An 11883-nucleotide genomic window follows, 5' to 3' on the forward strand; every position below is an offset into this window, starting at 1 on the left:
GAAGGCTTGGCTTACTTGCGGAGAGCAGAGGAAGAACGGCGCTGAACAGCACAGAGACTCGCCCGCGGGCACCCGACGACGGACGCTTCACCGACCACGCGTGAGGCGTCACGGGGACATTGTTCACCCATACGGGGCGACGAGTCGCGGCGACCCCGGATCGGCGCGTGCAGGACGTTGCGCCGTGCTTATTCCGGGCGCGTCGCACGGTGCAGGGCGACGACGCCGCCGGTGAGGTTGCGGAACGCGACCTCGGTCCAGCCCGTGCCCTTGATCAGTCGGCCGAGCGCCGTCTGGTCGGGCCACTCACGGATCGACTCGGCGAGGTAGACGTAGGCGTCCGGCTCCTTGGAGACCGCTCGCGCGACCGGCGGCAGGGCACGCATGAGGTAGTTCGTGTAGACGGTGCGGAACGGTGCGAACGTCGGGGTCGAGAACTCGCACACGACGAGCCGGCCGCCCGGCTTGGTCACGCGGTAGAGCTCGTCCAGGGCCCCCTCGACGTCCGAGACGTTCCGCAGGCCGAACGACATCGTCACCGCGTCGAAGGACTCGTCGGCGAACGGCAGGTGCAGAGCGTCACCGGCCACGAACGGCAGGTCGGGCCGGCGCCGCTTGCCCACCTCGAGCATCCCGACGGAGAGATCGCACGCGACCACGCGCACCCCGGCATCGGCCATGGGCTCCGACGAGGTGCCCGTACCGGCCGCGAGGTCGAGCACGGTCTGGCCAGGCTGGGCGTCGACGGCCTTGAGGGTGGCGCGCCGCCAGGCCCGGTCCTGGCCCAGCGACAGCACGTCGTTGGTGCGGTCGTAGCGGGCGGCCACGGCGTCGAACATCACGGCGACGTCGTGCGGGTCCTTGTCGAGGCTGGCGCGCGGCATGGCCCCATCGTCGCAGGTCCGCCGCGTCCCTCACGAACCGGCGACGCCGCACGCCGCTGTGGAGCGCCTGAGGGAGCGGGTGGCCGCGGCTCCGCGGAGCCTTACCCTGGAGCCGATGAGCCAGCAGCCCTCCACCCCCGAGACGACGGGGATCCCGCTCCCGCACCCGCTCGTGGTCCGCACCGTCGCTCTCGAGGACCTCGCCGAGCAGCGTTCCGTGAGCGACCTGCTGGACCTGCTCCCCTCGACCGGCTCGCCGCTCGCCTGGGTGCGCCGCGGGGACGGGCTGGTGGCCTGGGGCGAGACCCTGCGCGTCGAGGTCTCCGGGTCGGACCGGTTCGCGGAGGCCGAGCGCGCCTGGCACGGGTTGCTCAGGCACGCGATCGTCCGCGACGAGGTGCAGGTTCCCGGCAGCGGACCGGTCGCGTTCGGGTCGTTCGCGTTCGACGACGACTCCCCTGCCGGCGGCGTCGTCGTCGTACCCAGCGTCGTGGTGGGCCGCCGCGGAGGACACACGTGGCTGACGACGATCACGACAGGCGCCCGCCTCGGCGCGGCGCCCCGGCTGAGCGACGTCACCGGACCGCGCATCGCTCCGACCGACCCCGGCGACGTCGCCTACGACGACGCTGACGCCCACGACTGGATGGACGTCGTCGCGCGGGGCATCGCCGCCGTCCGCGCGGGCGACGTCGAGAAGGTCGTCCTCGCTCGTGACGTGCACGCCAGGACCGAGCACCCGGTCGACGTGCGGTGGGCGCTCGAACGTCTCGTGGACACCTACGAGTCCTGCTGGACGTTCAGCGTCGACGGCCTCGTGGGCGCGACCCCCGAGCTGCTCGTGCGCTCCGAGAAGGGCCTGGTGACGTCGCGTGTGCTCGCCGGCACCATCCGGCGGACCGGCGACGACAACGCCGACCTTGCCCGGGCGGCGATCCTCGCGCACTCGTCGAAGGACCTCGAGGAGCACGAGTACGCGGTGCAGTCGGTCGCGGAGGCGCTCGACCCCTTCTGCTCGTCGACGAACGTCCCGGACGTGCCGTTCGTCCTGCACCTGCCCAACGTGCTGCACCTGGCCTCGGACGTCACGGGCGTGCTCACGTCGACCGACGCCACGCACCCGTCCTCGCTCGCACTCGCGGCTGCACTGCACCCGACGGCCGCCGTCTGCGGCACCCCCACGGTCGCCGCGCGCGAGCTGATCCGGAGCATCGAGGGCATCGACCGCGCCCGGTACGCGGGTCCGGTCGGCTGGTTCGGCGCGGACGGCGACGGCGAGTGGGGCATCGCGCTGCGGTCCGCGCACATCGACCGGGACGACCCCCGACGCGTCCGCCTCTTCGCCGGCTGCGGCATCGTCGCCGCTTCCGACCCGGCGGCCGAGCTGGCGGAGTCCGAGGCCAAGCTCGAGCCCATGCGGCATGCGCTCGGCCGGGACGACCAGCCCCGCTGACCCGGCGACGCCGACCGTAGGACGACCGAGTCCCGGACCGCTGATGCGCGGTCCGGGACTGTGTGCGGTCCGGGTCGGACCGCGGTCGCGGCTCCAGGGGTGCGAGCCGCACGGCAGACGTCCAGGTAGGTCCAGGACCGGCGGCCGGATCCCCGATGGGGGGTACGAGGACCGGCGGCCGCCGGTGGTCAGTGGCAGATGATGACGCTCAGGCGATCAGCCGTTGCCCTGCTGCTGGCTCTGGAACCACTCCCACAGCTGCTCGGGGGTCATGCCGTTCGGGAGACCGTTCGCGCCACCCTTGTCGCTGCCGTCGCCCGGCGAGCCCAGGTCGGGAGCCTGCTGGTCCGGCGCCTGCTGGCCTTCGTCGTTGCTGTCGCCGCTGTTGTCGCCGCTGTTGTCGTCGCTGCCGTTCGAGGAGGCGGCCGGCTCGGGCCGCACCGCGAGCGTGACGTCCATCTCCGACGCCTTGCCGTCCCGGACGACGGTCAGCGTGACCTTGGTGTCGGACGGGAGCGCCCGGACGTAGGCCGTGAGGGACTCGGCGCCGGCAACGGCCTTGCCGTCGATCGCGACGATCGTGTCGTCGGTCTTGATCCCGGCCTTGGACGCCGGCGAGCTGTCGCTGACCGACTGGACCACCGCACCGCGGCGGGTCACGTCGTCGGCGGTCGCGGTGCCGTCGGACAGGGTCACCCCGAGGAACGCGTGCTCCGCCGTGCCGTCCTCGACGAGCTGTGCGGCGACGTTCTTGACCAGGTCCACCGGGATGGCGAAGCCGAGGCCGATCGAGCCGGACTCCTGCGACAGCGTCGCGATCGAGGAGTTGATCCCGATCACGCGACCGGCGGCGTCGAACAGCGGACCGCCGGAGTTGCCCGGGTTCACCGCCGCATCCACCTGGATGGCGTTGGTGACCGTGGCGTCGCCGCCGTTCTCACCCGACGTCGAGACCGGGCGGTCGACCGCCGAGACGATGCCGGTGGTCACGGTGCTGGCCAACCCGAGCGGGTTGCCCACAGCCATGACCGCCTGGCCGACGACGACCTTCGAGGAGTCGCCGAACTCTGCCGGCTTGAGGTCCTTGGGCGGGTCGGTGAGCTTGATGACGGCGAGGTCGGTGGTCGGGTCCGTGCCGACGACCGTGGCCTTGAAGATCCGGCCGTCGTTGAGCGTGACCTCGATGCTGTCCTTGTCCGCGTCGCCGACCACGTGGTTGTTGGTCACGATGTGACCGGCGTCGTCCACGATGACGCCGGAACCCTCGGCGCCGCCCCCGCCGCCGCCGATGGTCACCTGGATGGCGACGACCGACGCCTGCACGGCCTTCGAGACGGCCTCCCAGTCCGGGCTGTCGGACGTCGAACCCGAGACCGGGACGGTGTCGTTGGTGTCCTGGCCGATCGTGGCCAGGGAGGCAGGGCGTCGCAGCGCGTCGGCCACGTCGTCTCCGGAGAGCGAGTGCACGACGCCACCGGTGGCGACGGCAGCCACGATCGCGGCGGCCGCGGCGGCGGAGGTGATGGGGATCCACGAGCGGCGCTTGCGCTGCGTCGGGACGACGGGCGCCGGGCCCTGCGGGAGGTACTGCTGCCCGGCGGTCGCCTCCTGCGGCGCCTGGTAGGCGGCCTGGAACACGGCCGGCTGCTCGACCTGCTGCTCGCGCACGTGCTGCTGGACGAGCGCCGGGTCCTGGATCGACGCACGCTGGGCAGCGTCCCACTGGGCACGACGGACGGCCTCGGCGTGTGCGGCAGCCGTCGCGGCGGCGACGACCTGGGTGGCCTCGTACAGCGCGCGCTGGTCGGCGGGTGCCGCCGGGTGCGGCGGGGTGAAGGGGTTCGTCGGGTGAGCCGCCGGAGCGGCGGGCAGCGGCTGCGTCGCATGCACCGGCGGGATCGGCTGGGTCTGCGCGAGGGGCGCGATCGGCTGGGTCTGGGCGACCGGGGCGATCGGCTGGGTCTGCGCGAGGGGCGCGATCGGCTGCGTCTGCGTGACAGGAGCGATCGGCTGGGTCTGCGCGACCGGCGTGACCGGTGCCGTCTCCGCCGCCGGCGCGACGGGCGCGGTCTCGGCTGCGGGGGCGACCGGTGCAGTCGACTCGTTCTCGGGGTGCTGGTCGCCCACGTTGGCGCCGGTCTTGGGGTTCTTAGGCATGGGGTGTGGCCTCCTTGGTCGAGGACCACTCAACTAGGTCGCGCTGAAGGCACCCGGAGCAGAACCTGGGAATTTGCTGCGAGTTTCGAGTGGATTTGGGCGACTCAGTCCTGGAGAGCGTCGGCGACGGCTGCGACGACCTGTGCCGCCAGCCGCTCCCCGAGCGCGCGACGACCGCTCCGGTCCACGCGGACCTCGACGACGCTGAGCCCCGGCCCGGGTGCCGCGAGCGCAGGCAGCAGCCCGTCGACGTCACCGACGCGGGTGTGCCGGACGCCGTACCCCGCGCAGATGGCCGCGATGTCCGCCCCGTGCGGCGTCCCGAACACCCGCTCGAACACCTCCGCCCGGTCCGGCTCGCCGGGCTCCAGCGTCGCGAAGATCGAGCCTCCGTCGTCGTTGGCGACGACGAGCTGCAGGTGCACCACGTGCTCGAGCGGCCCGCGCAGCAGACCGCCCACGTCGTGCAGGAACGTGAGGTCACCCAGGAGAGCGCGCACGCGGCGGTCCGGCAGCCCGAGCGCGACGCCGGCGGCGGTCGAGATCGTGCCGTCGATGCCGGCGAGCCCACGGTTGGCCAGGACGACCGGCGGGGCCGACCAGCGGGCCACGAGGTCCAGGTCCCGCACCGGATTGGACGACCCGACGACGAGGACGTCGTCGGGGGCGCTCACCTCGGCGACCGCCCGAGCGAGAACCGGGCCCGTGACGCGTGTCCCGCTCCGGGACCGCCGGCCCTCGAACGAGCCGTCGAGCACCCCGTCGACGGCCGCACCTGCGGCCTTGTCCGCGGTCTGCCAGGCCTCGAGCCAGCCCTCGGGCGCCCGCATCCGGCCGGTGCGCATCCTCGCGGGTGGCTCGAGGAGCACCTCGGCGGCGTTGCGTGCCGCATCGGGCCAGTCGGCTCCGCGGGCGCCGATCACGACGACCTCGACGTCCGGGCGGCCGAGGAGGCGCTGCACGGGTCGGGACAATGTCGGGCGGCCGAGCACCACGACGCGTCGCACCGAGCCACCGAGCAGGGGGTGCTGGAGCAGGTGGACGTAGGCCGCGATCGCATTGGCGCCGCCCCGGGCGCCGGATGACGGCTCCGCGAGCAACGGCCAGCCGTTCGCCTCGGCGAGGCGTCGTGCGAGCAGACCCGCGTCGTCGCCGGCGACGACGATCGTCGGCGCGCCGCCGCGTCGTCCTCCGGGCGAGGGTTCCACGGTCGGGAGGACCGCCGCGACGGGTCGCGCCTGCACGTGGGTCAGCCCGACGGTGGACGGCTCCGGCCACGCCCCCGGACCGGGGACGAGCGGTTCGCGGAACGCGACGTTCAGGTGGACGGGACCAGGGTCGCCGGTACGCGCGCCGGTGGCGGCTGCGAGAGCGCGCGCGACCGTCCTGCGCAGGTCCCGCGCCTCGTCGGACCGCCCGTCCGGGGCCGGCAGGTCGAGGCACAGGCGGACGGCCGGGCCGAACACGCCGACCTGCTCGGTGGTCTGGTTGGCACCGGTGCCACGCAGCTCGTGCGGGCGGTCGGCCGTGAGCACGACGAGGGGCAGACCGCTGTGGTGCGCCTCGAGGACCGCCGGATGCAGGTTCGCCACCGCGGTGCCCGAGGTGGTGACGACGGCGACGGGGCGCGGCGGCACCGACCCGCCGTCCGGTCCCACGGTGGACGCCCGGGCGAGGCCGAGGGCCAGGAACCCCGCCGACCGCTCGTCGACCCGCACGTGCAGCCGCAGTGCGGGTGCACCGGCCGGCGGCTCCGGCCGAGTTGCGTCCGCGAGCGCGTAGGCGAGCGGTGCGCTGCGGGAACCGGGAGCGAGCACGACGTCCTCGACGCCCAGGGCTGCGAGCGCCTGGACCAGGACCCGGGCCGCGGAGGTCGCCGGACCACCCCCTGCGTCCGTCGTCGTCACGCCTGCCATCATGCCTGAGCCTGGACGGCGGCGACCCGTCGACGCCACCGGTCGGCGAGGTCGGGCGCCGCGGCGGCGCGTGCGAGGACCGTCGGGTCGGGTGCAGGGCGACGCACGGCGATCGCGCCGTCCTGCGGAAGGAGCGGCTCGGCGACGAGGTCCGCGGCAAGCAGCTGGGCGGTCGCGAGGCCGCAGGCGTACGGCAGCTCGGGCAGCGCGGCGGCGAGCGCGATCCCGGCTGCCAGGCCGACGGAGGACTCCAGGGCGCTGGACACGACGACCGGGAGGCCGAGGGTCTCGGCGAGCTCGAGGCACGCGCGCACACCACCCAGGGGCTGCACCTTGAGGACCACGACGTCGGCGGCGTGCGCTCGCGCGACGGCCCACGGGTCCTGCGCCCGACGGATCGACTCGTCGGCGGCGATCGGCACGTGGGTGCGCCGGCGGAGCTCGGCGAGGTCCTCGACGGACGGAACGGGCTGCTCGGCGTACTCGAGGCCGCCGGCGGCGCGGTCGAGCGCGTGGAGCCTCGCGACGGCCGTGTCGACGTCCCAGGCGGCGTTGGCGTCGATGCGGATCGCGCCGCTCGGTCCGAGAGCGTCGCGCACGGCCTCGAGGCGCGCGATCTCGTCAGCGAGCGACTGGCCGGGCTCGGCGACCTTGACCTTGGCGGTCCGGCAGCCACCGGAGGCGAGCACGATGGCGTGAGCGGTCGCCGCGTCGACGGCCGGCACGGTGACGTTGACCGGGATCCGGTCGCGCACGGGCGCCGGCCAGCCCTCGTCGGCCGCCTCCCGGGCGGCGCGCCACCACGCGAGCGACTCCTGCTCGTCGTAGTCCCAGAACGGGCTGAACTCCGCCCAGCCGGCGTCGCCCTGCACGAGAACGCCGTCTCGGACGGTCAGTCCGCGGAACCTGGTCCGCAACGGGACGGACCAGACGTGCAGGTCAGCGGGCATGGCACAACCCTACGCGGCCGGACTTTGCTCCCGGCCGGCAGGAGCACAGCTCCAGGCGGCAACGAGCAGGTCCCGCACGGTCGGGCGCACCTCCCGGTGCTCGGTGAGCGCGCTGACCACGCCGCCGTCCACGATCGCGATGGTGACCTGAGCACTCGTGGGTGCACCCACCAGGGAGACCAGGTGCTCGACCGCCTCGTCGACCCCCGACCGGCCCGCGGCGAACGCGCGCGCCAGCGCGGGGTGACGGCCGGCGCCCAGGAGGTGCTCGTAGTGGCTCCGCACGTCGGCGTCGTCGCCCGCCGGCAGGACCGCGTCCGCGACGAGGACCGCCGCGGCCCGCGGGTCGGCGGACACGCGCTGGCCCCGGTGCTCGGTGGCCCGGGCGTGTGCCGCCCACGCCTGCGCGAGCGCGTCGCCCGCCGCGCCTGCGAGCTCGTCCAGGCTGCCGAAGTAGTACGTCGTGGCCGAGACGGACGCGCCCGCCTCGACGGCGACCCTGCGGTGCGTCAGTGCGCCCGGTCCCTCGCGGAGCATGAGGGCTGCGGCGGCCTGGGCGAGCTCGTCGCGGCGACGCGCCCCCTTGCCCGTCGATCCGGCCATCAGTGCCCGCCGCCGGACAGGTTGAGCCCGACCACGCCGGCGACGATGAGGACGAGCGAGACGATCTTGAGCACAGACACGGACTCGCCGAGGAACACGATCGCCAGGACCGCGGTCAGCGCCGCCCCGATGCCGACCCAGACTCCGTACGCGACCCCGACCGGCAACGTCTTGAGCGACCAGGCCAGGCCTCCCATGGAGGCGGCCAGCATCACGACGAAGAGGACGCTCGGCCACAGCCTGGTGAAGCCGTCGGACGCCTTGAGGCTCAGTGCCCAGCCCGCCTCGAGCATGCCGGACACGATGAGAACGACCCATGCCATGGTGATGCACCTCCGTCCGCCTGGGCTCGCCGCAGGCGGTGGGACCGTGCGCGCCGGGTGGCAGTCCCCGCCGTCACGCGCACGTTCTGGTACAAGCGTACCAAACCGATAGGCTGGGCGTCGTGAACCTCCCGGCACCCGTCAGCGACACCTTCGACCCGACACGGTGGCGGACCGTCGACGGGTTCGAGGACCTCACCGACCTGACCTACCACCGCGGCGTCGCCCGGCCCAGCCCCGAGCAGGCCGCGCAGGGCGCCCTCGAACGGGACACCCCGGTGGTCCGGGTCGCGTTCCACCGGCCCGAGGTGCGCAACGCGTTCCGGCCGCACACCGTCGACGAGCTCTACCGGGTGCTCGACCACGCGCGCACCACCTCGAACGTCGGGACCGTGCTGCTCACCGGCAACGGGCCGGCCCCGAAGGACGGCGTCTGGTCGTTCTGCTCCGGCGGCGACCAGCGCATCCGCGGCCGCGACGGCTACCGCTACGCCGACAGTGAGACGTCCGAGGGCATCGATCCCGCGCGGGCAGGACGCCTCCACATCCTGGAGGTGCAGCGACTCATCCGGACGATGCCCAAGGTCGTCGTCGCCCTGGTCAACGGCTGGGCAGCCGGCGGCGGCCACTCCCTGCACGTCGTCGCGGACCTGACGATCGCCAGCCGCGAGCATGCGCGATTCATGCAGACCGACGCCAACGTCGGCTCGTTCGACGGCGGGTACGGGTCAGCGCTGCTCGCCCGTCAGGTCGGTCAGAAGCGGGCGCGGGAGATCTTCTTCCTGGCGCGGGAGTACTCGGCCGAGCAGGCACTCGCCTGGGGGGCCGTCAACGACGTCGTGGCCCATGACGACCTCGAGGAGGCCGGGATCGAGTACGCGCGGATCATCGCGACGAAGTCGCCGCAGGCCGTCCGGATGCTCAAGTTCGCGTTCAACCTCGCCGACGACGGCCTGGCCGGCCAGCAGGTGTTCGCAGGCGAGGCGACGCGCCTGGCGTACATGACGGACGAGGCCGTCGAGGGCCGGGACGCCTTCCTGCAGCGCCGAGAGCCGGACTGGTCGGGCTTCCCGTACGCGTACTGAGCGCGTCGCTACCGGCCGCCCATGGCCCAGCCGGCCACGTCGACGATCGCCCCGAGGACGCCCGCCGTGGCGACCAGGAGCGCGACGAGGACGACGCCGGCCGCGACCACGGCAGCCATCGAACGGACGTCGTGCTCACTCGCGGGAGAGTGCGTGGGATCTGCCATGCCTCCAGGCTGCCCGGGTGGGCGTGGGGAGCACATCGGCCCCGGGTCTCGGTCCGGAGCCGCCAGGTCATCCCTGGGACGGACTCAGCCGACCGTCACGGATCCTGACCCGGCCGGCACCAGCTCGACCCAGGTGTTGCCCGGCGCCAGGTCGGCCGGCGACCCGTCGGCCGCGAAGAGGCGCATCGGTGCGTCCTGGGAGTCCTTCTTCCAGGTGACCGGAAGGGTCTTGCCACCCGTCGCCACCAGACCCTCGCCGGATCCCACCAGCTCGTACGTCGGAACAGGCGTGCCACCCTGCGCGGCATAGCCGGTCGGAGGGTGAGCCGCGGTGATCGAGACGACGTTGACGGCCGACAGACGCGCACCGCCGCGCGACGTCGCCGGTGTGGCGCCCTCCGACCGGAGCCACGTGCCCGAGGCGGCGTCCCAGGTCCAGGTCGGGCTCGACGCCGGGGAGAGCTGGAAGGAGAGCGTCCCGGCCGGGGCACCGCCGACCACGGCGGCGGCCCGGTCGGCGCTGCGCGCGATCGTGAACTGCTCGCCGGGCGGTGCCTGGTGGTCGGCGTCCGCCTGGGCCCAGAACACCGTCGGGGTGCCGTAGACGTTGTGCGGTGCCGCACGGTCCTTGGTCCGGTACATCCCCGGAGCACCCGCGTCATGACTGATCATCTGGACGCCACTCTGGGCGACGAGCGTGAGGATGCCCGGCTGACCGCCGGAGAACGCCAGCAGCCCGTGCATGGGAGCGAGGATCAGCGGGTCCATCGGACGCACCGACCGGATCGGTCCGACCTCGGCGGGCACCTGCGAGTGGAAGACCGCGACGAGCCGGGACACGTCGAACTCGACGATGGTCTCCCAGACCACGTCCGCCTGCTCCAGGCCCGACTGCGGCCGTGCCACCGGCGTGTTCTCGATCTTCACCGCGAGCGCGGGACGCGACGCAGGATCACCGGGGACGCCCGTCAAGGGCCAGCTCGGCGCCACGACCGGGACGGGTGCCGCCGCCTTGGCGGGAGGGACCGTCGGAAGGACAGTCACCGTGGTGGCGCTGGGCGCGGGCTCCGGAGCCGGCGAGCTGCAGGACACCAGAGCCAGCAGCGCACCGAGCGCCACACCGATCGACCCCACACGCGTCTTGGTCCTCATACCGCCCCCTGTCGCCACCGTGCTGATGCTCCAGGTTGCCATGCGACCACGGCGGGACGCGGGAGCACAGGCCGGGTCAGCCCATCGTGACGGAACCCGAACCCACCGGGACCAGCTCGATCCAGGTCACGCCCGGGGCCAGCGTCGCCGGGGCTCCGTCAGCGGTCGCCAGGGTGAGCACCTCACCGACCGAGCCCTTCGCCCACCGGACCGGGACCGACTTGCCGCCGCTGGACAGGGTCCCGTCGCCGGTGCCCTCCAGCACGGTCTCGGGCACCGGGTTCCCCGCGGGGTCGAAGGTCCCCGAGTTCACCAGCTGGACCGAGAGGGTGACGATGTTGGTGGCCGCCATCCGCGCACCCGTGCGGACGACCGCGGGCGTGGTGCCCTCCGAGCGCAGGTAGGTGCTCGACGGCGCGTCCCAGGACCACGTCGGCTTGGCGTAGCCGGACAGCTTGACGCTGACGGTCCCGGCCGGGGAGCCGCTGACGACCGCACTCGCGGACTCCGCCTTCTTGGCGAAGACGAACTGGGTGGGCGGGGTGGCACTGTGCTCGGCATCCGCCTGGCTCCAGAACGTCTCCGGGGTGCCGTAGACGTTGTGGGGTGCCGGCGCGACACCCTTCTTGCGGTAGAAGCCGGCTGCGCCCGCGTCCTGGCTGATCGTCTGGATCCCGGCAGCCTTCAGCTCGTTCACGAAACCGGGCTGGCCACCGGAGAACGCGATGAGCCCGTGCATCGGGGCGACGATCGCGGGGTCCATCGGGCGCACCGAGCGGATCGGACCGACCTCGGCGGGGACCTTCGAGTGGTAGACCGCGACGAACCGGCTGATGCCGCCCTCGACGACCTCTTCCCAGACGTTGTCCGCCTCGTCCAGACCGGTCTGCGGTCGGGCCTCGCCGGAGTTCTCGATCTTCACCGCGAGCGAGGGCCGCACGGGCATGTCGGTGGCGGCGACGCCCGTCAAGGGCCACCGCGGCGGCGCGGCCGGTGCGGGCGGGGCACCCTTCGCGGGCTCGATCACTGTCGGCTGCGACACGTCCGCGACGGGCGTGGGCGACTCGGACGACCCACCGCTGCAGGCGGCCAGCAGTGACATCGCACCGGCCGCGACGACGAGCAGCGCCGGCAGGCGACGAGTGCGGATGAGGGCAGTGGGCACAGGGAGCTCCTTGAGGGTGGGACCGCCG

At 73.5% G+C, this 11883-nt stretch carries 11 protein-coding genes; 2 read left to right on the forward strand and 9 right to left on the reverse strand.

The genetic code is table 11. From position 1 onward, the window contains the following. Nucleotides 1-188: 188 nt before the first annotated feature. Nucleotides 189-884, reverse strand: coding sequence for a demethylmenaquinone methyltransferase (locus N553_RS0101815; RefSeq protein ID WP_028045119.1), 696 nt, complete (start codon nucleotides 882-884; stop codon nucleotides 189-191). Nucleotides 885-999: 115 nt separating this feature from the next. Here N553_RS0101815 and N553_RS0101820 point away from each other — a divergent pair, with 115 nt between their 5' ends. Further along, on the forward strand, nucleotides 1000-2337 hold the full coding sequence (locus tag N553_RS0101820) for an isochorismate synthase MenF (protein WP_028045120.1): 1338 nt from the start codon (nucleotides 1000-1002) through the stop codon (nucleotides 2335-2337). Between the two features lie 216 nt (nucleotides 2338-2553). Here N553_RS0101820 and N553_RS0101825 read toward each other — a convergent pair whose 3' ends face one another. The 5 genes from N553_RS0101825 to N553_RS0101845 all read right to left on the reverse strand — a co-directional run bounded on the left by N553_RS0101825 (nucleotide 2554) and on the right by N553_RS0101845 (nucleotide 8286). After that, a complete protein-coding gene (locus tag N553_RS0101825; RefSeq protein ID WP_051639746.1) occupies nucleotides 2554-4494 on the reverse strand; it encodes a S1C family serine protease in 1941 nt (646 codons plus the stop codon). Between the two features lie 104 nt (nucleotides 4495-4598). Continuing rightward, nucleotides 4599-6410, reverse strand: coding sequence for a 2-succinyl-5-enolpyruvyl-6-hydroxy-3-cyclohexene-1-carboxylic-acid synthase (gene menD, locus N553_RS0101830; protein ID WP_369796647.1), 1812 nt, complete (start codon nucleotides 6408-6410; stop codon nucleotides 4599-4601). Then, nucleotides 6410-7360, reverse strand: coding sequence for an o-succinylbenzoate synthase (locus N553_RS0101835; RefSeq protein WP_028045123.1), 951 nt, complete (start codon nucleotides 7358-7360; stop codon nucleotides 6410-6412). Before N553_RS0101835 ends, menD begins: the two co-directional genes overlap by 1 nt. A 9-nt stretch (nucleotides 7361-7369) precedes the next feature. Then, nucleotides 7370-7963 (reverse strand): TetR/AcrR family transcriptional regulator, encoded by a 594-nt coding sequence (locus N553_RS20590; protein WP_051639747.1) that lies wholly within the window; start codon nucleotides 7961-7963, stop codon nucleotides 7370-7372. Beyond that, nucleotides 7963-8286 carry a multidrug efflux SMR transporter gene (locus N553_RS0101845; protein WP_028045124.1) on the reverse strand — a complete coding sequence of 108 codons (324 nt, stop codon included), beginning with the start codon at nucleotides 8284-8286 and terminating at the stop codon, nucleotides 7963-7965. Before N553_RS0101845 ends, N553_RS20590 begins: the two co-directional genes overlap by 1 nt. Nucleotides 8287-8408: 122 nt before the next feature. Here N553_RS0101845 and N553_RS0101850 point away from each other — a divergent pair, with 122 nt between their 5' ends. Beyond that, complete coding sequence (locus N553_RS0101850; protein ID WP_369796649.1) at nucleotides 8409-9371, forward strand: 1,4-dihydroxy-2-naphthoyl-CoA synthase; 963 nt, start codon at nucleotides 8409-8411, stop codon at nucleotides 9369-9371. An 8-nt stretch (nucleotides 9372-9379) separates the two neighbouring features. Here the strand turns inward: N553_RS0101850 and N553_RS25265 are convergent, their stop codons facing one another. From N553_RS25265 to N553_RS0101865, 3 genes are all read right to left on the reverse strand, one after another. Continuing rightward, nucleotides 9380-9538, reverse strand: a complete 159-nt coding sequence (locus tag N553_RS25265; RefSeq protein ID WP_197029882.1) for a hypothetical protein — start codon at nucleotides 9536-9538, stop codon at nucleotides 9380-9382. 84 nt (nucleotides 9539-9622) lie between these two features. Continuing rightward, on the reverse strand, nucleotides 9623-10690 hold the full coding sequence (locus tag N553_RS0101860; RefSeq protein WP_051639748.1) for a DUF3048 domain-containing protein: 1068 nt from the start codon (nucleotides 10688-10690) through the stop codon (nucleotides 9623-9625). A gap of 76 nt (nucleotides 10691-10766) precedes the next feature. Further along, the gene (locus N553_RS0101865) at nucleotides 10767-11855 is read right to left on the reverse strand and encodes a DUF3048 domain-containing protein (protein ID WP_051639749.1); all 1089 of its coding nucleotides are present in this window, start codon (nucleotides 11853-11855) and stop codon (nucleotides 10767-10769) included. Between the last annotated feature and the right edge of the window lie 28 nt (nucleotides 11856-11883).

It is taken from the genome of Cellulomonas sp. URHE0023, assembly GCF_000688475.1.
GTDB lineage: Bacteria > Actinomycetota > Actinomycetes > Actinomycetales > Cellulomonadaceae > Cellulomonas.